General features: G+C 61.9%; 19 protein-coding genes and 1 other RNA gene. 8 read left to right on the top strand and 12 right to left on the bottom strand.

Annotated elements, in window-relative coordinates:
* Window positions 1-38: 38 nt before the first annotated feature.
* The 6 genes from G9X67_RS32800 to tkt all read right to left on the bottom strand — a co-directional run bounded on the left by G9X67_RS32800 (window position 39) and on the right by tkt (window position 7,669).
* Window positions 39-1,241: a phosphoglycerate kinase gene (locus tag G9X67_RS32800; RefSeq protein ID WP_171600625.1), complete on the bottom strand. Its 1,203-nt coding sequence runs from the start codon at window positions 1,239-1,241 to the stop codon at window positions 39-41.
* A 70-nt stretch (window positions 1,242-1,311) separates the two neighbouring features.
* Entirely contained in the window at window positions 1,312-3,186 is a 1,875-nt protein-coding gene (locus tag G9X67_RS32795; protein ID WP_138333422.1) for a potassium/proton antiporter, read from the bottom strand.
* Between the two features lie 491 nt (window positions 3,187-3,677).
* Complete coding sequence (locus tag G9X67_RS32790) at window positions 3,678-3,857, bottom strand: hypothetical protein (protein ID WP_138333424.1); 180 nt, start codon at window positions 3,855-3,857, stop codon at window positions 3,678-3,680.
* Window positions 3,858-4,038: 181 nt separating this feature from the next.
* The gene (locus G9X67_RS32785; protein WP_003552580.1) at window positions 4,039-4,353 is read right to left on the bottom strand and encodes a hypothetical protein; all 315 of its coding nucleotides are present in this window, start codon (window positions 4,351-4,353) and stop codon (window positions 4,039-4,041) included.
* 250 nt (window positions 4,354-4,603) lie between these two features.
* Window positions 4,604-5,614, bottom strand: coding sequence for a type I glyceraldehyde-3-phosphate dehydrogenase (gene gap / locus G9X67_RS32780; protein WP_171600624.1), 1,011 nt, complete (start codon window positions 5,612-5,614; stop codon window positions 4,604-4,606).
* An 81-nt stretch (window positions 5,615-5,695) separates the two neighbouring features.
* Window positions 5,696-7,669, bottom strand: coding sequence for a transketolase (gene tkt / locus G9X67_RS32775; RefSeq protein ID WP_171600623.1), 1,974 nt, complete (start codon window positions 7,667-7,669; stop codon window positions 5,696-5,698).
* Window positions 7,670-8,002: 333 nt separating this feature from the next.
* Between tkt and G9X67_RS32770 the strand changes: the two genes are divergently transcribed.
* The 3 genes from G9X67_RS32770 to ssrS all read left to right on the top strand — a co-directional run bounded on the left by G9X67_RS32770 (window position 8,003) and on the right by ssrS (window position 9,008).
* The gene (locus G9X67_RS32770; protein ID WP_012758879.1) at window positions 8,003-8,278 is read left to right on the top strand and encodes a DUF4164 domain-containing protein; all 276 of its coding nucleotides are present in this window, start codon (window positions 8,003-8,005) and stop codon (window positions 8,276-8,278) included.
* 124 nt (window positions 8,279-8,402) lie between these two features.
* Window positions 8,403-8,780, top strand: coding sequence for a cell division protein ZapA (locus G9X67_RS32765; protein ID WP_003542783.1), 378 nt, complete (start codon window positions 8,403-8,405; stop codon window positions 8,778-8,780).
* Between the two features lie 69 nt (window positions 8,781-8,849).
* A non-coding RNA gene (ssrS, locus tag G9X67_RS32760) (6S RNA) lies at window positions 8,850-9,008 on the top strand.
* An 81-nt stretch (window positions 9,009-9,089) separates the two neighbouring features.
* Here ssrS and G9X67_RS32755 read toward each other — a convergent pair.
* The 4 genes from G9X67_RS32755 to G9X67_RS32740 form a co-directional block, all read right to left on the bottom strand.
* The gene (locus tag G9X67_RS32755) at window positions 9,090-10,577 is read right to left on the bottom strand and encodes an esterase-like activity of phytase family protein (RefSeq protein WP_138333430.1); all 1,488 of its coding nucleotides are present in this window, start codon (window positions 10,575-10,577) and stop codon (window positions 9,090-9,092) included.
* Window positions 10,578-10,822: 245 nt separating this feature from the next.
* Window positions 10,823-11,809, bottom strand: coding sequence for an NAD(P)-dependent oxidoreductase (locus tag G9X67_RS32750; RefSeq protein ID WP_138333432.1), 987 nt, complete (start codon window positions 11,807-11,809; stop codon window positions 10,823-10,825).
* 97 nt (window positions 11,810-11,906) lie between these two features.
* A complete protein-coding gene (locus G9X67_RS32745; RefSeq protein ID WP_138333433.1) occupies window positions 11,907-12,443 on the bottom strand; it encodes a helix-turn-helix transcriptional regulator in 537 nt (178 codons plus the stop codon).
* A gap of 76 nt (window positions 12,444-12,519) precedes the next feature.
* Window positions 12,520-12,852 carry a metalloregulator ArsR/SmtB family transcription factor gene (locus tag G9X67_RS32740; RefSeq protein WP_138333434.1) on the bottom strand — a complete coding sequence of 111 codons (333 nt, stop codon included), beginning with the start codon at window positions 12,850-12,852 and terminating at the stop codon, window positions 12,520-12,522.
* Between the two features lie 69 nt (window positions 12,853-12,921).
* Here G9X67_RS32740 and G9X67_RS32735 point away from each other — a divergent pair, with 69 nt between their 5' ends.
* The 3 genes from G9X67_RS32735 to G9X67_RS32725 all read left to right on the top strand — a co-directional run bounded on the left by G9X67_RS32735 (window position 12,922) and on the right by G9X67_RS32725 (window position 16,887).
* Window positions 12,922-13,404, top strand: a complete 483-nt coding sequence (locus G9X67_RS32735; protein ID WP_138333436.1) for an SRPBCC domain-containing protein — start codon at window positions 12,922-12,924, stop codon at window positions 13,402-13,404.
* Window positions 13,405-13,541: 137 nt separating this feature from the next.
* Window positions 13,542-14,573, top strand: coding sequence for a phosphogluconate dehydrogenase (NAD(+)-dependent, decarboxylating) (gnd, locus tag G9X67_RS32730; RefSeq protein ID WP_138333438.1), 1,032 nt, complete (start codon window positions 13,542-13,544; stop codon window positions 14,571-14,573).
* Between the two features lie 208 nt (window positions 14,574-14,781).
* On the top strand, window positions 14,782-16,887 hold the full coding sequence (locus tag G9X67_RS32725; protein ID WP_171600622.1) for a mechanosensitive ion channel family protein: 2,106 nt from the start codon (window positions 14,782-14,784) through the stop codon (window positions 16,885-16,887).
* Between the two features lie 6 nt (window positions 16,888-16,893).
* On the opposite strand, the gene G9X67_RS32720 is transcribed toward G9X67_RS32725, so the two are convergent.
* Window positions 16,894-17,271 (bottom strand): DoxX family protein, encoded by a 378-nt coding sequence (locus G9X67_RS32720; RefSeq protein WP_138390930.1) that lies wholly within the window; start codon window positions 17,269-17,271, stop codon window positions 16,894-16,896.
* Between the two features lie 238 nt (window positions 17,272-17,509).
* On the opposite strand from G9X67_RS32720, the gene mprF reads away from it, so the two are divergent.
* The gene (gene mprF / locus G9X67_RS32715) at window positions 17,510-20,113 is read left to right on the top strand and encodes a bifunctional lysylphosphatidylglycerol flippase/synthetase MprF (RefSeq protein WP_138390929.1); all 2,604 of its coding nucleotides are present in this window, start codon (window positions 17,510-17,512) and stop codon (window positions 20,111-20,113) included.
* A complete protein-coding gene (locus G9X67_RS32710) occupies window positions 20,110-21,492 on the top strand; it encodes a virulence factor family protein (RefSeq protein WP_171600621.1) in 1,383 nt (460 codons plus the stop codon). The genes mprF and G9X67_RS32710 overlap by 4 nt, the downstream gene beginning before the upstream one ends.
* Here the strand turns inward: G9X67_RS32710 and G9X67_RS32705 are convergent.
* Window positions 21,489-22,052 carry a DinB family protein gene (locus G9X67_RS32705; protein WP_171600620.1) on the bottom strand — a complete coding sequence of 188 codons (564 nt, stop codon included), beginning with the start codon at window positions 22,050-22,052 and terminating at the stop codon, window positions 21,489-21,491. The genes G9X67_RS32710 and G9X67_RS32705 overlap by 4 nt on opposite strands.
* Between the last annotated feature and the right edge of the window lie 69 nt (window positions 22,053-22,121).

Genomic DNA, 22,121 nt, shown 5'->3' with positions numbered 1-22,121 from the left:
CTATCCACATGTAAAATCTGCGAAATCAGTCTTGCGGATTACCTTGCAGCGTTGAGGACCGCGACGCCGGGAAGCTCTTTGCCTTCCATCCATTCGAGGAAGGCGCCGCCGGCGGTCGAAACATAGGTGAAATCGTCGGCAACGCCGGCATGGTTGAGCGCCGAGACGGTGTCGCCACCGCCGGCAACGGAGGTGAGCTTGCCGGCTGCCGTGCGCCCAGCGGCGTATTTCGCAGCAGCGACCGTTGCGGCATCGAAGGGTTCGATCTCGAAGGCGCCGAGCGGGCCGTTCCAGACCAGGGTTGCGGCGCGTTCGATCCAGGCGTTGATGGCCTCGACGGATTTCGGGCCGACATCGAGCACCATGGCATCGGCGGGAATGGCGTTGATATCGACCGTCTCGTTGGCGGCACCCGCCTTGAACTCGCGGGCAATCACGCCATCCTCCGGCAGGATGATGGCGCAGCCGGCGGTCGCGGCCTCGATCATGATCTGTTTGGCGGTTTCGGCGAGATCATGTTCGCAGAGCGACTTGCCAACATTGGTGCCGCGGGCGGCGATGAAGGTATTGGCCATGCCGCCGCCGATGACGAGCGCATCGACCTTCTTCACTAGGTTCATCAACAGGTCGATCTTGGTGGAGACCTTGGCGCCGCCGACGATCGCGACGACAGGGCGAGCGGGATCACCGAGGCCCTTCTCCAGCGCTTCCAGCTCGGCCTGCATGGTGCGGCCGGCATAGGCCGGCAGGTGGTGGGCAAGACCCTCGGTCGAGGCATGGGCGCGGTGGGCGGCCGAAAAGGCGTCGTTGACATAGATGTCGCCATTGGCGGCAAGCGCCTTGGTGAAGTCTGCGTCGTTCTTTTCCTCGCCCTTGTGGAAGCGGGTGTTTTCCAGAAGCAGGATATCGCCGTCATTCATCGCGGCAACGGCGGAGGCGGCGGCTTCGCCGATGCAGTCGGGGGCCGTCAGCACGGCATGATCAAGCACTTCCTCGACGGAAGGGGCAATCAGCGACAGCGACAGATCCGGCGAAGGGCCATCCTTCGGCCGGCCAAAATGGGCCAGCAGGATCACCTTGGCACCCTTTTCGGACAATTCGAGGATCGTCGGCGCCACACGCTCGATGCGCGTCACATCGGTGACCTTGCCGTCTTTCACCGGGACGTTGAGGTCGACGCGGACGAGAACGCGCTTGCCGCGGATGTCGGAAAGATCGTCGAGGGTCTTGAAAGAAGGCATGGGGAGGATCCTGTCGTGGTTGGCGAAAGTTGCGCCGAACATAGCAAGGATCATTCGAGACGCAAGGCGTTCAGCGGCCGTTTTCGTGTGTGCCTTCGTCGCGTCCGGCCGGCGGTTTCGACGTGCTTTCGGAGGCTGTGGTGTCCCGGTTCCGGCGTCCGTTCAGCCGGTCGCGGATGCGCTGGGTGATGTCCTTGAGATTGAGGAAGATCGGCAGCGTAATTGCCGGTTCGACTGCTTCGAGCGACATGCCGACGGAGGTGATGTGATCGTGCTCGTCGAGATCGCGGACGATCAGGATGATCGAGCCGAGGCGGACGCGGTCGGCATAATCGGCCTTGCCGCCGAGGCGCTGCCGCATCAATTCGGCGATCGTCAGGCCCTTTTCGGATTCGTTGAGCAGGCCGGGGCCATAGGCGGCGTCGAGATCGGCGGCGGGGCGGGCGGGAGAGAGCGCGAAGGCCCCGAAGAATTCGGCATCGTCGTCATCGACAGGCGCCCGGCTGGCGAAGAGCCGGTCGAGCAGGCGGGAATAGCTCGGTACGATGAAGAGGTAGACGAGATCGTGCTCGCGCAGCCGCCCGGCATATTGATAGCGCATCGACTTGCCGTCGCGGATGACGAGCGAGGGGGTCGCCCAGCGCGGAATGCGCTCGCCGCGCAGCACCGGGCTATCCTTGATGACGCGGTAGGAGAGCAGTTCGTGGTTGGCCGCGCCCGGCAGGTCGACCTCGACCTTGTCGACGGCGCCGATGCGCGGCGGAATGATCAGCCCGAGCTTCTTGGCGACGGGTTTGATCGTCCAGCCCTGGAGGAGCAGCGAGACCAGCACGATGATGAAGGCGGTGTTGAAATAGATCTGGCCGTTCTCAAGCCCGCCGAGGATCGGCATGATGGCAAGCAGGATGGAGACGGCGCCGCGTAGGCCGACCCAGGCAACGAAGCCGATTTCCTGCTGCGTATAATCGAAGGGAAGCAGCGACAGCCAGATCGCCAACGGCCGGGCGATGAAGATCAGGAAGAGGGCGAGCAGGATGGCCGGCACGATGATGACAGGGAATTGCGACGGCGTGGCGAGAAGGCCGAGAACCAGGAACATGATGATCTGCGCCAGCCAGGTCATGCCGTCCTGGAAGCGCTTGATGGTGCCGATCGCCTGCATCTTGCGGTTTCCGGCGTAGATGCCGGCGACATAGACGGCGAGGAAGCCGCTGCCGCCAACCGCGCCGGTGAAGGAGAAGACGAGAAGAGCGAGCGCCAGCACGAAAATCGGCGTCAGGCCGCGATCGGTATCGAGCTTACTGACGATCAGCACGATCATCATGCCGCCGAGCAAGCCGAGAATGACGCCGAGGCCCATCTGCTGCACGAACATGGCGAGCATGCCGATATTGATGCCGGCATAACGCTCGCCGCTCGCCAGCACCTCGACGAGGGCGATCGTGAGGAAGATCGCCATCGGGTCGTTGGTGCCGGATTCAACTTCCAGCGTCGAGCGCACCTTGTCGCGGATGTTGATGCCGCCGATGCGCAGCAGGAAGAAGACGGCGGCGGCATCCGTCGACGCGACGATCGAGCCGAGCAGCAGTCCTTCCAGCCAGGTGAAATTCAAAAGCCACATGGCGGCGAAGGCAAAGAGCGAGGCGGTGATCAGCACGCCGACCGAGGCGAGCGCCAGAGAGGGCACGGCCGCCAGCCGGAAGGCCTGCATCGGCGTGCCGAAGCCGGAGTCGAAGAGGATGACGGCCAGCGCGATGGAGCCGAGAATATAGGCGAGATAATTGTTGCTGAACTCGATGCCGAGGCCATCGACGCCGGCAGCAAGGCCGATCATCAGGAAGAGCAGCAGCAGGGGAGCGCCGAAGCGGAAGGCGAGCAGGCTCGAAAAAGCGGCAAGAAGCACGAGCGCCGTCGAAACCAGCACCACGATATAGAACGCTTCCATGCCCACTCCTTTCCATCGACTGCTTCGCGAACACAGCCGCCCCGGCCGATCCGCCTTTATTCAACCCCTCCGTCACGCGCGGCGATCCGTCAGTAAACGGCAAAACGTCAGAGAAGGGTAGGCCTTGCGGCTTAACCTCGTCGCGATGCTGCTTCATGCTGCTGAACGGCTGCCGGACGGCCAACCGACACGGAATGCTACGGGAGAAATTCTCTATAAGGAATGTATAGGAAAATCAGGCGAGAGCAGGGCAAAAAAGACAGGCATGGATTTTTCCTGCCGGTATCTGCGAATGGCAACAGAATAAGACCCGCTCCTCGTTTCACCCGGCCCGTTTGCCTTGTCCAATGACGGGAAGCCTGGATTGCACGCGCGGATGCGGAGAGGGGAAAATGAGCGCTGAGAGATTTCGATATCGGGTGGACATGCCGGCCGCCCAGCGAGAGCAGCCGGCTGCAGTCTTGTGCCAGAAGCGGCCGGCTCTTGCGCTGCTATCCTAACACTGCCTGAAGTATGACGATGGCGAGAAACGAGAGGCCAATGAACGCGGCGACCCAGATGACCAGACGATTAGCCTTTGCCAACACGGCAGGTCTGACGTCCCGCTTGGGGTGAAACCGTTGCCGCCGTTTGAGGGTGGTGTGGGACAAGCGTTTTTGTGTCTCTGCCATTTATCAACTCCACTTGGCTCACTTTAGCCATTGTGCAGTGCTGCGCATTTGCTCAATCTAACACGCTTGGCCAGCGGATTGCCAACCCATGATCCATCCTTGCGGGCCGGAATTCGTCGACGAGGTTTTTCGCGCAGGGACGCCTATCGAATTCGAACCCGAAAAAGATGCGGATCGTCGGTCAGTCTTCTGTGTCCTCGCCCTCGTCGGTCAGATCCGCGACCGGGACCAGGAACACGACGAACTCGTCCTCGATGGTCCGTTCGGGATCATCGTCGAATTCATAGGCGTGCTCGACTTCGCTTGCTTCCTCGGTGGTCGCCTTGCGCAGGCTCAGGGCCGCTTTGCGGTCCCAAAGAGGCTTGCCTTCGGATTCCAGGACGGTCAGATCGTCGCGAAAGTCTTCCGCCTCGAAGAAATGCGTCGCTTCCTCGTGATTTTCCGAGCGAAAACTGGCAACGGCGCGGCCGGCGATTTCAACGGTAAAATAATCCATCCATCTCTCTCATTTTCATGCGGGCGACAGTGCTACCGCACGGTATTGGCGTTCCGCACCTGGCCGGTGGCCGATGCGACGTGAGGAACCTGGGCATTTTGGAATGTCCAGGGTGACGTATTCTAACAGATCTCATCCGGGCAATGGGCGAAAAGATGCCAGTGCGGGAAGGCCGGTTTCGTTTGGAGGCGCGGCAACAAAAAGCGGCCCGGTTTCCCGGGCCGCTTACATCTCGATGCCTCAAGTGCGCTCAGATGAGCTTGGCGAAAGCGACTGCGGTGTCGGACATGCGGCTGGAGAAGCCCCACTCGTTGTCGTACCAGGACAGGACGCGCACGAAGTTGCCTTCCATGACCTTGGTCTGATCGGTTGCGAGGATCGACGAGTGGCTGTCGTGGTTGAAGTCACGGGAGACAAGCGGCTCGTCGGTGTAGCCGAGGATGCCCTTCAGCTTGCCGTTGGCAGCAGCCATGATGGCTTCATTGATTTCGCCAACGGTGGTCGCCTTCTTGGAGACGAACTTGAAGTCGACGACCGAAACGTTCGGGGTCGGAACTCGGATCGAGGTGCCGTCGAGCTTGCCTTTCAGATGCGGCAGAACGAGGCCGACTGCCTTGGCTGCACCCGTCGAGGTCGGGATCATCGAGAGGGCGGCCGCGCGGGCGCGATACAGGTCCTTGTGCATCGTGTCGAGCGTCGGCTGGTCGCCGGTGTAGGAGTGGATGGTCGTCATGAAGCCGTGGTCAATGCCGACGGCGTCGTCGAGAACCTTCACAACCGGCACCAGGCAGTTGGTGGTGCAGGACGCGTTGGAGATGACCAAGTGCTCCTTGGTGAGCTGATCATGGTTGACGCCGAAGACGACCGTCAGGTCGGCACCATCGGCAGGCGCCGAAACGATGACGCGCTTGGCGCCAGCCGTCAGGTGGGCGGCAGCCTTGTCGCGGGCGGTGAAGATGCCGGTGCATTCCATCGCGATGTCGACGCCGAGTTCGCGGTGCGGCAGCGTTGCCGGATCCTTGATCGCCGTGACCTTGATCGGCTTGCCGTTGCCGACGATGATCGAGTCACCCTCGACCTTCACCGTTGCCGGGAAGCGGCCGTGAATCGAGTCGTAGCGCAGCAGGTGGGCGTTGGTTTCAACCGGGCCGAGATCGTTGATGGCGACGACTTCGATGTCGGTGCGGCCGGATTCGACGATGGCGCGAAGGACGTTGCGGCCGATGCGGCCGAAACCGTTGATGGCAACCTTGACTGTCATGTTCATTCACTCCCGATAGAGTAGGGCCCGATAGTGAGGGCCTGGAATTGAGGAGATGGAGAGCGCCTCAAGGCGCCCTCATTAAAGCTTTGCTTCCGCGGCCGCAACGACGGCGTCGGCGGTAATGCCGAAATGCTTGTAGACTTCCTTGACCGGGCCGGAAGCGCCGAAGCTCTTCATGCCGATGAAGGTGCCTTCCGGTCCGATGAACGCATCCCAGCCTTCGCGAACGGCGGCTTCGACGGCGATCTTGACCGGCGAGTTGCCGAGGATTTCCCTGCGATAGGCTTCCGGCTGCTCGAAGAACAGTTCCGTGCAGGGAACCGATACGACGCGGACGGTGACGCCCTTGGCTTCGAGTGCCGTACGGGCAGCAACGGCGATTTCGACTTCGGAGCCGGAGGCGAAGATCGTCACTTTGGCGTCGGCATTGCCGGCCAGCGTGTAAGCACCCTGTTCGCAGAGGTTCTTTTCGCTGTATTCGGTGCGGGCTGCGAGCAGGTTCTGACGCGTCAGAGCAAGGCCCGAAGGACGGTTGTGCGTCTTGATGGCGATCTGCCAGCATTCCGCTGTTTCCGTGGCGTCGGCCGGACGGAAGACCATCAGGTTCGGGATGGCGCGCAGACCGGCGAGCTGTTCGACGGGCTGGTGCGTCGGGCCGTCTTCGCCGACACCGATCGAGTCATGCGTCAGGACGTGAATGACGCGGATGCCCATCAGCGAAGCAAGGCGGATCGGCGGGCGGCAATAATCCGAGAAGATCAGGAAGCCGCCGCTATAGGGGATGAGGCCGCCATGCAGCGCAATGCCGTTCATGGCAGACGCCATGCCATGCTCGCGGATGCCCCAATGCATGTAACGACCGGCGAAATCCGTCGGCGTGATCGAATGCATCTGGCTGGTCTTGGTGTTGTTCGACGGCGTCAGGTCGGCGGAGCCGCCGAGCGTTTCCGGCAGGAAGCCGTTGATGACCTCGAGCGCATCTTCCGAAGCCTTGCGGGTCGCAACCGTCGGCTTGGTCTCGGCGAGCTTCTTCTTATATGCGCTGATCGCGGCGTCGAAACCTTCCGGCAGATCGCCTGCCATGCGGCGGGTGAACTCTGCCCTGGCCGGAGCCTTGGCGAGACCGTCTTCCCAGGACTTGACGAGGTCAAGGGAGCGGGCGCCGGCTGCACGCCAGCTGTCGAGAACATCAGACGGGATGACGAAGGCTTCGGCTTCCCAGTTCAGCGCCTTGCGGGTGGCCGCAATTTCTTCGGCGCCGAGCGGGTTGCCGTGGACCTTGTGGGTGCCCTGCTTGTTCGGAGCGCCGAAGCCGATGATCGTCTTGCAGGCGATGAAGGTCGGGCGGTCGGACTTATGGGCAGCTTCGATCGCGCCGGAGATAGCGGCCTGATCGTGACCGTCGATCTCGATCGTGTTCCAATGTACCGCCTTGAAGCGGGCGATCTGGTCGGTGGAATCCGACAGCGAAACGGCGCCGTCGATGGTGATCGAGTTGTTATCCCAGAACAGAACGAGCTTGTTGAGCTTCAGGTGGCCGGCGAGCGCGATGGCTTCGTGGCTGATGCCCTCCATCAGGCAGCCGTCGCCGCAGATCGCATAGGTATAGTGATCCTGGAGATCGGAGCCGAACTCCTCGCGCAGCTTGCGTTCGGCAATCGCCATGCCGACGGAATTGGCAATGCCCTGGCCGAGCGGACCGGTCGTCGTTTCGATGCCGGTGGCGTGACCGTATTCCGGATGGCCGGCGGTCTTCGAGCCGAGCTGACGGAACTGCTTCAGATCCTCGATCGTCATGTCAGGATAGCCGGTCAGATACAGCACCGAATAGAGCAGCATCGAGCCATGGCCGGCCGACAGCACGAAGCGGTCGCGGTTTGGCCAGTGCGGCTTCTTCGGATCGAACTTCAGATATTTGGTGAACAGGACCGTTGCCACGTCGGCCATGCCCATCGGCATGCCCGGGTGGCCGGAGTTCGCCTTTTCGACGGCGTCCATGGCGAGAAAACGGATCGCATTCGCCATCCGGTCGTGTTGTTCGGGAGAGGTCATGGCTTTTCCGCAAGTTCCGGGTGTCGGGGGATGGCCTCGAGCCTCCAAGACCATCGAGTGAAAGCGGCAGAGACATAGCAGTTGGGACGGGCAAGTCAATAAATGGCAGGCCAAATCCGGGCGCGCAGCAGCGATTTTTGACATTTGATCGCACGATTGTACAAATGACGAATCTGATGTGGCGAGCCTATGTAAAACGCTCATCCACAGGATAGGCCGGTGGGCAAGTGACAGGATTTATTGACGGGCCGTCGGCGAGCTGCATATCCTTTTGAAATCGCAGGATCGGCGCGGCGTGCCGATTCGCGGATCCTGCGCGGGAATCGGAAAGACATGATGCCCACAGGCAAAACCATGGAAGCAGCGCTCAACGAATTGAGACAGGCGATATCGAGCCTCGAAAACGCCGTCGACATGCGCGTCGAGCGGCAGCGCGAGCAGGGCGAGATCGAGGGCGAGGTACGGCGTGTGCACGCCGACCGTTCGCGACTGGCGCAGGAGCTCGACCAGGCCGAATTCCGCGCCAACCGGCTGGAAGAGGTCAATCGCGAGGTATCGCGGCGGCTGGTGACGGCCATGGAAACGATCCGCGCAGTTCTGGATCGCTAGAACAGGATGATTTTAGGCCAGGCCCAAAATCTGAATCCTGTTCTAATTTAAAGAGTTAGAGCATGATGTCGTCCGAAAACCGCTCACACTTTTCGGCATCATGCTCTTATAGAAAGAGTTTGGCATGGCGCAGGTGACGGTAACGATCGACGGCAAAGCCTATCGCATGGCCTGCGAGGAAGGGCAGGAGGATCACCTGACCGATCTCGCCACCCGCTTCGACCGCTATGTCGGCCATCTCAAGGATCAGTTCGGGGAAATCGGCGATCTCAGGATCACCGTCATGGCCGGCATCATGATCACGGACGAGATTGCCGAGCTGACGCGCCGCGTTGCCGGATTGGAATCCGAGCTCGAGACGCTGCGCGGCAATCGCGATACGGTGCTTGCAGCCACCGCCCGGACCGAGGAAAATCTTGCCGCAGCGCTCAGTGAAGTGTCGAGCCGCATCCGCGGCATCACCGACAAGCTGAACGGCCGGTCGGCCCCCGAACTCAATTGATCTCAATTAAATAGGGGCCGCCTTCCGTCGCCACTGGCGCGCCAGCACAAACGACCTTATATATCGGCATGCGGTCTGCGCCTCTCGACAGGAACCACAATCCCTGGGGCCATACTCGATCCAAAGGGAGCTGTCCCTGGCCAGGCCCGTGGGCCTGGACACACGGCGCCCACCTACGTTTGTAGGCACCCAGGATCGTAAACATCCATCGGTGGTCGTGGATCGCACCCTTTCCTTCCATTTTCAGCGAAGACGCCGGATATGGCGGGCGAACGTGGTTTGCGCGTCCGCCCTTCTTCAGTGCGTCCGTTACTTCTTCAGGCCTGGAAGGGTGACCTGGAAGACCTGGAACATGGTGTCGACGTCGGCACCGCCGTCTGACTTGTAGGCGGCACCCACCTGGAAACCATCCTGCGTCAAGAAGTCGTTGTCATTGGCGACGAACAGGAAGTAGTCGTCCGGCAGGTTCGGGTCGAGAACGCTCGCAAGACCCATGGCTTCCCACTTTTCCGACAGATTGTTCTTGTCGTTCGGCGCGCCGTTGTGCAAGCCGAAGCGGGCGAGATCGGCCTTGTCGTTGAGGTCGATGAAGGGTGTCAGCGTCGCCTGTGTCAGCGAGGGATCGACGACGCCCTTCGGCGCGATCGGCTTGCCGTCATCGAAATCGCTGCCGGCGATGTCGGTCGCGGCGGAAACGTCGACGATGTCGACCTTGCGGTAGAGCGAGGTGTCGCCCTTCAGGCCCTGGCCGTTGCCGCTGTCACGGGCGAGCATCAGGAAGGTCTTGTCGGAAAGAGCAATGATTTCGCTCTCGGCGGCGATCGTCGTCTTGTCCTTGGCATCCTTGAAGACCGGCAGCGGCACGACATATTCGTGCACCAGTTTCAGGTGATCGGGATCGGCGGCGTCATAGATCAGCGCGCGGGTATTCTGGCGGGTCGAGCCGGAATCGCCGCCGTCCTGGCGGGCAGCCGATTGCAGCACAGCGATGATGAACTTACCATCAGGCGTTATCGCCATGCCTTCGAGACCCTGGTTGTTCTGGCGGCCGGTCTCCGGATCTTTCGGGTCCGGAGCGGAGGCGCCGGGACCGGGATTGTTGGAGGCAAAGCTCAGCGCGCCCTTGCGCATCGGCAAAAGCGCCTTCGGCGGCTGGGTGGCGGAGAGCAGGTGGCCGTCGGCCGAGAAGCGGTAAATATAAGGCCCGTATTCGTCGCTGACGAACATGCTGCCGTCGGCCATGCGGATGATGGCTTCATTGTCGAGCGCGATCTTGCCGTTCGTCGCCTGCGGTAGCGCGGGAAAATTGCCGGCAGCGGGGCGGACGCCGGATTCCGGGTCGAGGCCGGTCATGTCGCCGCCCTTGTCGTCGACGAAGAGTGTGGAATCGACGAGCTTTGCGTCGACGCCCGACTGTTCCTTGCCGGCCTCGGGTGCTGCACGCGGAGCGGTCGGCGTCAGCCCGATCGAGATGGTGTTCAGGCGAGGACGATAGTCGACGGTGCCGACGGCGTTGTAACCGCGGTCGGGCAACAGGTAGAGCGTGCCCTTGTACCCGGCGCCGTCGCGGCTCCAGGCGGCGGGATCGACCGCCATGCCCGAGCCGGAACCGAAGGTCTCGCCGAATTTGTCACGCTGGTTGGCCGGAATGCGGCCGATGCCCACCAGGCCCTTGTTGACGAAGGTGAGGCCGCCGACGGTGGCGGAATTCTCGGCCACTGCGACGACTGGCACGGCGGCGGATGCCGCGAGAACCGCGGCGAACAGCCGCGCTGTGTAAGGTCTGACATTCTTCATGCAAATACCCTCTCGGTCAAAAGCGCTCTCGAAACGGCTTCCGCCCGCAGGCTGGACACCGCTTCAAATGACACCCCCGGCCTGGATTCGATTTCCCGATGGCACAACACGCCCTGGATTTCGTCGCCCCATATCCCCGGCAGACGGTCTATGACGGGATCATGATATCTGGATGACGCTTTTCAGTGAAAAGCCCATGCCAAAAGGTGTGAGGCTTTTGCATATTCGCATTTCAGCTCGCTGCTCTATCCGACCGGGTAAGGCCCCTCGGCAAAGACCTCGTCGTGGTAGCCTTTGGAGCCGACATCCAACGCCAAGGGGCTTCGCCACTCCCTGTTGTCGCGCAGGCAATCGAGCACGAAACGGAAATCATATCGCGGCTGCCAGCCGAGTTCCCGCCTTGCGCGTTCGTTGACATAGACACGGTCGAGCGAAGGAAACATTTTCCAACCCCGTGATGCGTAGAGAGAAGCTGCACCCGGGAGCAGTCGTTCGACGACGGGAGGCGCGTCGCGCCTGATCTCGGCAAGATCCCTTGCCGAAAACGGCGTCGTGGCGGAGATGATGTAGCGGCCAAAGCCGATTGCCGGCGCCTTTTCGAGCGCCTGCAGATGAGCGCCGACCACGTCGGTGATATCGACGCGGCGGTGAAGAAGCTCGTTGGCCTGGGCGTTTTCAGCCGAATAGCCGTTGCGAATGTCAGGATCGTCGTCGTTTTCGGGAAAGAAACGCGAAGTCCTGAGAATGACCACCGGCAGACCGGATTTGCGGGCGAAGAGTTCGCATAGACCTTCGGCAGCGAGTTTCGTCACGCCGTAGATGTTTTTCGCGACGGGAAGCACGTCCTCGGTCACCCATGCCGCCGGTTCGCCGGCAGCAGGAGTCAATGCTGCGCCGAAGGTACTGGTGGTGCTGGTGAAGACGAAGCTTGCAACGCCTGCGGCGGCCACTGCTTCTTCGAGCAGGTTAAGGGTGCCGGCGATATTGGTGTCGAGGAAATCGCGATTGTCGTGGGTTGCCACATGCGGTTTGTGCAGCGTCGCGGCATGGATGACGTGGCTGATGCCAGACATCGCCTGGCGGACGAAGGCGCGATCACTGATCGAGCCGACCATGTCGGTAAAAGCCGAGGGCTTGATATCGATGCCGCGCACCCACCGGCTTTCCGCCCTCAAGGTTCGCATCAGCGCCTCGCCGAGATGGCCGGCACTTCCCGTTACCAGTATCGTCATCACATCGTCTCCTGACCGCTCGGCCGCGGACGCTATAAAGACTGGCGTTTCCGGACAACGCATAAATTATGCAGGGGAATGCAGGAAAGCTTGAGGCTCAGCCGATGGTCGTGACGAGGCGGCCGGCGCTACCGTCGGAAAGCATGATCCGTTCCCAGGTCACACGGCCGGCGGCGATTGGCAGCAGCGCATTGCCGTTGGCGCCGGTATCGAGGGTCAACGACGAGAGCCTGCCCTCATGCCAGCCGCGCTCCTCCAGCGACTGCTCGGCGGCGGCGATTTCGGCGGATGCATAAGAGAATATGGAGCGGCCGAGAAAGGCGCCGAGCGGCACCCGCCACTCCGCCTGCCGCGGGCGAGAGGCGGAGAGCAGCCGGTGGGTGCGGTCGCAGATCAGATGCACCGGCCGGACGGAATCCTCGACCAGCCGCTTCAGCGCCGCATCGACTGCTGCATGTTGCGGTGAGCTGAAAATCCGTTCCAGCTTGGCCGCCTGTTCGGCCGACAGGGCGAGCTGATCGCGCTCCCAGCGTGAGACCGTCGCCTGGTTGACGCGGAGGAGTTCGGCAAGATGTTCCTGCTTCATGCTGCGCAGCAGCCGCATGCGGCGTATGCCGGCGCCCGATATCGTCATCTGCCTGATCCCGTGCCGTTTTGGCCAGCATAAGGCTTCGGCTGGCCGGCAAGCAAGCTGTTGGGCGACTGGATCATTATTCGGGCTGGCCCTCGAGGTCGCCTTTCAGCCGGTCGAGAATCGACAGGGAATGGCCGGCATAGGTGCTGATCCAGCGGTCATAGATGTGTTTGATCGGCAGGCTGTTCAGGTGGTTCCAGCGCTCGCGGCCTTCCTTCCTGGCGATGACCAGGTCAGCCTCTTCCAGCACCTTCAGATGCTGCATCACCGTGCAGCGATCCATCTGCGGAAACATCTCGCAAAGGGTCCCTGTGGTTTGGGGGCCATCCTTGAGCAGATCGAGAATTTCGCGGCGGCGATGATGCGCCAGCGCCTTGAAAACGGGATCGTCGGTTGATTCGCTTGACATGTTATATTTTTATAACATAATGGCGCCGAGGACAATGGAACAGACACACTGGAGAAGAGGAGAAGTGTCATGTCTCTCGCAATCCGCATTTCCGGCCGTGTCGGCCGCCCCGTTGCAGAGGTGTTCGATGCCGTCGTCAACCCGAAGAAGCTCAGCAGCTATTTCACCACGATCGGCGGAGCGAGCGCACCGCTCGTGAAGGGCACGACGGTGACCTGGTGGAAGGATGCGCCGGTCGAGGTCGTCGAACTGGTGCCGGAAAGCCGCATCGTGCTGCGCTGGGATGGCGGCACCGGCGAAGACAAGACGACCTACAAGACGCTGGTAGAGATGAACTTCAAGCCGCTGGAAGACGGCGGCACGCTGGTGACTATCGCCGAGACCGGCTGGCGTGAAGACGATGCCGGCCGGCGCGGCACCTATCTCAACTGCGAAGGCTGGACGCAGATGCTCTGCTGCATGAAGGCCTTCGTCGAATACGGCATCAATCTGCGCGAGGGCATGTTCCTCAGCGAGATGAAGGGTGAGCCGGCCAGCGCGCCTGATGTTTGAACGAGTGAGTCGGCATCAAGACGATCGGCGGCGCAATCGTCGCATTCGCCGATATCACCGAGACTTTGCTTGCCTGTCACACTGCGGGTGCTAATTTCCGGATTCGATACTTCATTTCGGTTTCCAGGAGATTCATTATGCAGCTTGGCATGGTTGGTTTGGGCCGCATGGGCAATTATATGGTCCAGCGCTTGATGCGAGGCGGTCACGAATGCGTCGTCTACGACGCCAGGCCGGAAAGCGTTGCCGAGCTTGCGGGCCTCGGTGCGACCGGCAGTGCCTCGCTCGCGGAGTTCGTCTCGAAGCTCGCCCATCCGCGCGCGATCTGGCTGATGCTGCCGGCGGCGATCGTCGACAAGGTGCTGGCGAGCCTGGTGCCGCTGCTTGAGAATGGCGATATCGTCATTGATGGCGGAAACTCTTATTACCATGACGACATTCGTCGCGGCGCCGACCTCATTACCAAGGGCATCCATTATGTCGATGTCGGCACCAGCGGCGGCGTCTTCGGCCTCGAGCGCGGTTATTGCCTGATGATCGGCGGCGAGAAGGGCATCGTCGAACACCTTTCCCCGATCTTCGCGACGCTGGCGCCCGGCGTCGGCAAGACCGAAGCTTCGCCGAACCGGAGCGCCGAAGCGGCTGCGGCCAGCACCGCCGAGCAGGGTTACCTGCATTGCGGCCCGCATGGCGCCGGTCATTTCGTCAAGATGGTGCATAACGGCATCGAATATGGCCTGATGGCCGCCTATGCCGAAGGTATCAATATTCTGAAACATGCCAATATCGGCGCCGCCTCGCACGAGGCCGATGCGGAAACCGCGCCGCTCGCCCATCCGGAACATTTCCAGTATGATTTCAACCTGCAGGATGTCGCCGAAGTCTGGCGCCGCGGCAGCGTCATCACCTCCTGGCTGCTCGATCTCACGGCCGATGCGCTGCATGCCGATCCCGCACTTTCGAAATATGCCGGCCGCGTCTCGGACAGCGGCGAAGGCCGCTGGACGATCATGGCGGCAATCGACGAAAGCGTGCCGACGCCGGTGCTGAGCGCTGCGCTCTACGGTCGCTTCTCCTCGCGCGACAATGACGAATTCGCCAACAAGGTGCTGTCGGCGATGCGCGCGGGCTTCGGCGGTCACGTGGAAAAGCCGGTCCCGAAATCCTGAAGGCAAGCGACTTCACTCACCGTTCCGACAAAGCCGTCATCCTGAAATAGCGAGCGCAGTGCTTCGTTTCGAGGAGGCGGCGAGGTTTGCCTTTGCTAGCCATCGGTATGGTTTCCCTACTGCTTGCTGGCGGCAGCGGTCGCGAGTATCCATTGCAAAATGTCAGCGCTGCCTTCTACAAGCGACCGACATTTCATTGGAGGCGGTCATGGAGCGTGGCATGGCAGGAAGCTTGAAGGCCGTCATATTCGGCATGCTGGTATTGCTTGCGCTTTTTTCGGCGGTTTCGCCTGGCTTTTCCCAGACGCCGCCAGCGCAAGTGCCGACCGCGGCCGCCCCGCCGGCCGAAGTGCGTCAGATGATGGAGCTGATGCAGACGCCTCAGGTCAAGCAATGGATGTCGACGCAGATGGCGCCCGCGAGCGATGCGGCGGCTGGCGACCAGATGTCGGTGCTCTCAGGTCTGCTCCAGCATGCCCGCCGGCACGTCTCGATGGTCTCCGATGCGGCGATGACGCTGCCCTCGCAGGTCGGCCATGCTTCTTCGCTGTTCTTCGGCGAGATCGCCGCCGCCGGCTGGCCGCGCATGGTGGCGCAGTTTCTGGCGATTTTCCTGCTCGGCACAATCGTCGAGCGCATTGCCCGCTATGCCTTTCGCCGCCGCCGCCAGGCGGCGCAGATGGCGGGCATGCATCTCGCCCCGCGCGTCATCCCGGCGCTGATCTTCGCGATGGCGACGGCGCTTGCTCTTCTCAGCGTCAGCTGGCCGCCGGTCAGCCAGAGCATCGCGATCGTTTGCGTTGTCGCGCTCGTAGTCCAGCGCTTCACGATTTGCCTCGGAGGCGTGCTGGTCGATCTCATCGGGCTGGCGCGAGCCGAGGAAGAACGGGAGGAGATCACCGCGGCAATCATGCCGGCGCGCGCGGTTGCATTCTTCTGGTATCGGCGCTGTGCGACCTTCGTCATCTATTTCATTTTTGGATGGGCGGTGATCCAGTCGATGGAGCCGCTCGGCTATTCTGCGAGCGTGCGGATCCTCGTTGGCTATATCCTGGGCATCGGCCTGCTGCTGATCGCGATCGAGGCGGTCTGGTCGCGGCCGCACAAGGACGAGAAGCGTGGTCACGGGACCTCCTGGGCGCTCACCGTCTATTTCCTCTTGCTCTGGAGCCTCTGGGTCGCAGGCTTCAACTGGCTGCTCTGGCTCGGCATTTACGTGCTGTTGCTGCCGCGCGTGCTTGCCGTCTCGACGATTGCGGTAAAATCGCTGCAGCAGACCGAAGCGAGCTTCCTTGCCACACGCCGTATTGCAGCCGTGCTGCTCGACCGCGGCGTGCGGGCGCTGATCATTGCTGTTGCCGCCATCTGGCTCGGGCATATGCTCGGCGTCGGCGCCGACACGATGGCCGCCGGCGAAACGATGGTCGACAAGATCGCGCGCGGCGTGATCGGCGGCATCGTCATCTTGCTTGCCGCCGATCTGCTCTGGCACGTCATCAAGGCCTATATCGACGGCAAGCTGCTCGATTCATCCGTGGATGGCGGGACAACGGATGAGGAAAAGGCCAAACGCGCGCGGATACAGACGCTGCTGCCGATCTTCCGCAATATTCTCGCCGTGGTGATCGCCGTCATTGCCGTTCTGATGGTGCTCTCCGGCCTCGGTATCGAGATCGGGCCGCTGATCGCCGGCGCCGGTGTTGTCGGCGTCGCGGTCGGTTTCGGCGCGCAGACGATCGTCAAAGACGTCATCAGCGGTATGTTCTATCTCTGGGACGATGCCTTCCGCATCGGCGAATATATCGAAAGCGGCAGCCACAAGGGTGTGGTCGAGGCGTTCAGCTTGCGCTCGGTGAAGCTCAGGCATCATCGCGGGCCGCTGACGACGGTGCCGTTCGGCGAACTCGGGGCGGTGAAGAACCTCAATCGCGACTGGACGATCGACAAGATCAGCCTCAACGTCAAATACGACACCGATCTCGTCAAGGCGAAGAAGGTGATCAAGCAGATCGGCCAGACGCTGCTCGAAAATCCGGAATTCGGCCCTCATATCATCGAGACGCTGAAGATGAAGGGTGTCGAGCAGTTCGGCGAATTCGCGATCGAAATCCGGCTGTCGATGATGACGAAGCCCGGCGAGCAATTCGTCATCCGCCGCAATGCGCTGGCGATGATCCGCAATGCCTTCCAGGAAAACGGTATCGAATTCGCCGTGCCGACGGTGCAGGTGGCGGGCGATCGCGACGCGGAGGTGGATGCTGCCGTCGCGCGCTACGCCGCGCATGCGCGGGCGAGCAGCGAGCCGGCCGCATGAACCGCTTCACATTGCGCCGGCGGCTGCGATCAGCAGGCCTCCGATGATCGCCATGTTGGTTTTCCACGTATTGATGGCGCTGTCACGCGCCGTTGCCTGCATGTCCCAGAAATTCAGCAGCATGACGGTGGCCGCCAGCGTGAAGACGATGAGACCGAATGCCGCTGCCGCGACGAACAGGCCGAGCATCAGCAGGATGCCGGCGACAATCTGGAACACGCTGCCCAAGACCAGCACCCATTTCGCAAAAGGAACGCCGCGGGCTTCGATCGCCTCGGTCAGCGGCACGATGACGAAAAAATGTTGAACGCCGCCAGCGACATAGAGGCCGCCGAGCAGCAGGCGGCCGAGAGCAAGCATCACGAAGGCCGAACCATCCTGCATATCGAACCTTTCTCCCGCGTCTCAACTCTCCATCGAGCGCAAGGCTCTGCCGAAGCTTACGAAAATGCAATGTGCTGCGCCGCCCGCCTGCGCAAATTCGCCCCAATTGAGGATGATTGAGGCGCAGGCGGCGGGGCTGGGGTAGCGGCGGCATGGCTTCATAGGAGCTTATATGCCTTTCATGTTACGTCATCTGAAATGATTCCCGCCAAGCTGGCAGTTGCAGCAGGGTACGAGAATGTCGGGGCACGGCAATTTGGAAGAGATTGAAGAAACGGACGGGTTTTCCTTTGGCGGGCTATTCAGACGGTACAGAACGCCGCTGCTGGCGGCCGCATCACTGGTGGTTTTCTGCCTCGTCGGTTACGCGATTATGCAGCTCACCAACGAGGTGCGCTATGACGACGTCGTCGGTGCGCTCGCCGCCACCAGGCCGAGCTCGATCCTGCTTGCGTTGTTCTTCACGGCGCTCAGTTTCCTCGCACTGATCTTCTACGATCTCAACGCCATCGAATATATCGGCAAGAAGCTGCCCTTTCCGCATGTCGCGCTGACGGCGTTCAGCGCCTATGCCGTCGGCAATACCGCCGGTTTCGGCGCCCTTTCTGGCGGTGCGATCCGCTACCGCGCCTATACGCGCCTCGGGCTCTCGCCGGAGGATATCGGCCGCATCATCGCCTTCGTCACGCTGTCCTTCGGATTGGGGCTTGCGGGCGTCGCGGCAATCGCCCTCATCGTCATCGCCGACGAGATCGGCCCGCTCGTCGGCGTCAGCCCCTTCCTTCTGCGGCTGATCGCCGGTTCGATCGTCGCCATTTTGGGCGCGGTGATGATCATCGGCCGTGACGGGCGCGTGCTCGATCTTGGCCCTGTGGCAATCCGCCTGCCGGATTCGCGTACCTGGTCGCGGCAGTTCCTCGTCACCGCCTTCGATATCGCCGCCTCGGCGTCGGTACTCTATGTGCTGCTGCCGCAGACGGCCATCGGCTGGCCGGTCTTCCTCGCCGTCTATGCGATCGCCGTCGGTCTCGGCGTGCTCAGCCATGTTCCCGCCGGGCTCGGCGTGTTCGAGACCGTGATCATCGCCTCGCTCGGCAGCGCAGTGAACATCGATGCCGTGCTCGGATCACTGGTGCTCTACCGGCTGGTCTACCATGTGCTGCCGCTGCTGATCGCGGTGCTCGCGGTCTCGGCGGCGGAGCTGCGTCGTTTCGTCGACCATCCGGCCGCCTCCAGCATGCGGCGCATCGGCGGAAGGCTGATGCCGCAGCTGCTGTCGGCTCTCGCACTGCTGCTCGGCGTCATGCTGGTGTTTTCGAGCGTCACGCCGACGCCGGACCAGAACCTCGAATTCCTCTCCAACTATCTGCCGCTGCCGATGGTCGAAGGGGCGCATTTCCTCTCCAGCCTGCTGGGGCTGGCACTCGTCGTCGCCGCCCGCGGCCTCGGCCAGCGGCTCGACGGCGCCTGGTGGGTGGCCGTGTTCTCGGCGCTTGCCGCCTTGACTTTATCACTGTTGAAGGCGATCGCGCTCGTCGAAGCCGCGTTTCTTGCCTTCCTCATCTTCGGGCTCTTCGTCAGTCGTCGGCTCTTTACCCGCCAGGCCTCGCTGCTTAACCAGGCGCTGACGGCATCCTGGCTGATGGCGATCGCCGTGATCGTCGTCGGTGCCGTCGTCATCCTGCTCTTCGTCTATCGCGACGTTGAATATAGCAACCAGCTCTGGTGGCAGTTCGAATTCACGGCCGAGGCGCCGCGGGGCTTACGCGCCGTTCTCGGCATCACCATCATCTCCTCGGCGATCGCCGTCTTCAGCCTGCTCCGGCCGGCAAGCTTCCGGCCTGAGCAGGCGACGGACGAGGCGCTGGCGCGTGCCGTCGAGATCGTCATGAAGCAGGGCAATGCCGACGCCAATCTGGTGCGCATGGGCGACAAGAGCATCATGTTCTCGGAAAACGGCGACGCTTTCATCATGTATGGCCGGCAGGGCCGCTCCTGGATCGCGCTGTTTGATCCGGTCGGCGACCATCGCGCCGTGCAGGAACTCGTCTGGCGTTTCGTCGAAGCGGCGCGCGCCGCCGGCTGCCGGGCCGTGTTCTACCAGATATCGCCGGCGCTGCTGTCGCATTGCGCCGATGCTGGCCTGCGCGCCTTCAAGCTCGGCGAACTGGCGGTGGCCGATCTCAGGACCTTCGAGATGAAGGGCGGCAAATGGGCGAACCTTCGCCAGACGGCAAGCCGCGCCCAGCGCGACGGGTTGGAATTTTCCGTCGTCGAACCGCAGGACGTGTCTTCGGTCATTGATGACCTTGCCGCCGTTTCGACGGCTTGGCTCGAGCATCACAATGCCAAGGAAAAGGGCTTCTCGCTCGGCGCCTTCGATTCCGATTATGTCTCCTCGCAGCCTGTCGGCATCCTGAAAAAGGACGGCAGGATCGTCGCCTTCGCCAATATCCTCGTGACCGAATCCAGACAGGAGGGCACGATCGATCTCATGCGCTTCTCGCCGGATGCGCCGAAAGGCTCGATGGACTTTCTCTTCGTGCAGATCATGGAATATCTGCGCGGCCAGGGTTTCACCCACTTCAATCTCGGCATGGCTCCCCTCTCCGGCATGTCGAAACGCGAGGCGGCGCCCGTCTGGGACCGCATCGGCAGCACCGTCTTCGAACACGGCGAGCGCTTCTATAACTTCAAAGGCCTTCGGGCATTCAAATCCAAGTTTCATCCGCACTGGCAACCGCGCTATCTTGCGGTCTCCGGAGGGGGCAATCCGATGATCGCGTTGATGGACGCGACATTTCTGATCGGGGGCGGGTTGAAAGGGGTAGTGAGAAAATGATCAGGACAATCCTTCTTGCCACGGCATGCGCCTGCATGCTCGCGGCCGCACCGGCTGATGCCGCCGAAGAGACCACACAGAGCTTCGAAGCCGGGCTCATCCCGTCGCCGCACATCTTCCTGCCGGAAGGGGAGGTGAAGGGTACGGTAATGCTGATATCCGATGCCGCTGGCTGGGGCGACTATGAGAAGGCCGAAGCCGACAGGCTGGTTGCCGAAGGCGCCGTCGTCATCGGAGTCGACTTCCCCTCCTATATCCAGGCGCTCAGCCGATACGACGTCAGCCTCAACGACGGTTGCGTCTACATGGTCTCGGACATCGAGTCGCTGAGCCAGCAGGTGCAGCGCGCGACCGGCAACAGCGCCTATCATCTGCCGATCGTCGCCGGCATTGGCGAGGGCGGGGCCTTAGCGCTGGCGATCGCCGCGCAGACGCCGGATGCGACGATTGGCCAGACGCTTGCTGTCGATCCGAAGGCCGGCATTCCGCTTGCCAAGGAGCTTTGCACGCCGGCGTCCAAGCAGGTGGTTGGCGAACGCACCGTCTATGGCCTCAGCGACGGCGTCCTGCCGGACCCGATCATTACTGTCTTCACGCCTGATGCCAACAAGGATGGCCGGGCGCATGCCGAGGCGCTGAAGAGGGCCCATGACGAGATCGAGATCCGCGATTCCACCGACGATGCGCAGACGGCGTTTGCCGATACGCTCGACGATCTCGTCACCGCCTCCGGCGCCTTCGGCAACCCGCTTGGCCTGCCGCTGGCGGTGCTCGAGGCGACGCCCGCCCTCGACACGATGGCGGTAATCTATTCCGGCGACGGCGGCTGGCGCGACATCGACAAGGAGGTCGGCGGCACGCTGCAGAAGGAAGGTATTCCGGTCGTCGGCGTCGATTCGCTCCACTATTTCTGGTCGGAGCGCAAGCCGGAGGAGACTGCCGCCGATCTTTCGAAGATCATCGATTTCTACCGCAAACAGTGGAAGGTGAAGCACGTGCTGCTCGTCGGTTATTCCTTCGGCGCCGATGTCGTGCCCGCCACCTACCAGCTCCTCAAGCCAGCCGAAAAGTCGGCGGTGGCGCAATTGTCGCTGCTGTCGCTTTCGCACCAAGTCGACTACGTCATCTCTGTTCTCGGCTGGCTCGGCCAGAAGACGGAAGGGGCGGGAGGCGATCCTGTCGGCGATCTGAAGAACATCGATCCGAAGCTCGTGCAATGCATCTACGGCAAGGACGACGATGACGATGTCGCCTGTCCGGCGCTGAAGGATAGCGGCGCCGAGGTCATCGAACTGCCCGGCGACCATCATTTCGACGAGAATTACGACCTTCTGACCAAGACGATCATCGACGGGCTGAAGAGACGGCTGCAGAATTAATGCATTAGCGTTTCTTCACTCCAGCCGAGCGCGGTGAGTTCTGTACCACGAAACCGCGCATCGTCGGCAACGATGAATTCGTCGAGTTGCGGCGGAGCGACGCTGGTGCTGGAGAGCATCGCATGCACCTGTCCGCGATGATGGGTCTGATGCTGGAAGAGGTGGCCGAGCACGTCCTCCATCCGCTCCTCTTGTATGCGGTCGCCGCGATGGAGGCTGATGGTCGAGGTGAGCCTCTCCGGCGTCAGGGCCTCGCAAAGCGCCGTCAGGCGCTGATCGGCCTTCGCCTGCGCTGCTGCCAGCGAGGAAACGTCATCGAATGGTTCGTCGACCTCGAAGGCCTTGAGCCCGAGCGTGCCGCCTTCCAGGCCGTCGATATAGAACCAGTCGACCGTGATGATATGGTTCAAGGTTTCCTTGATCGAAGGGAAGAAGCTGGTGCGCGGCGCTTCGAATTCGCCAGGCTTCAAAGTCGTGCAGGCCTGAAGCAGGCGGCGGTTGGCAAGGGCGTTGTTATAGGCAAGTTTGCGGAATGGCCTGACAGGATCGAAGGTCGGCATCGGCGCATCTCCTCTTTAAACGCTTTTTGGCGACAGCACCGCCACCTTTTGAGGCGCGCAAAGGGCGCT

The sequence above is a fragment of the Rhizobium sp. WYCCWR 11152 genome, from assembly GCF_013087615.1.
GTDB classification, from domain to species: Bacteria; Pseudomonadota; Alphaproteobacteria; order Rhizobiales; family Rhizobiaceae; genus Rhizobium; species Rhizobium indicum.
This window is presented reverse-complemented; position numbering and strand designations above follow the sequence as displayed.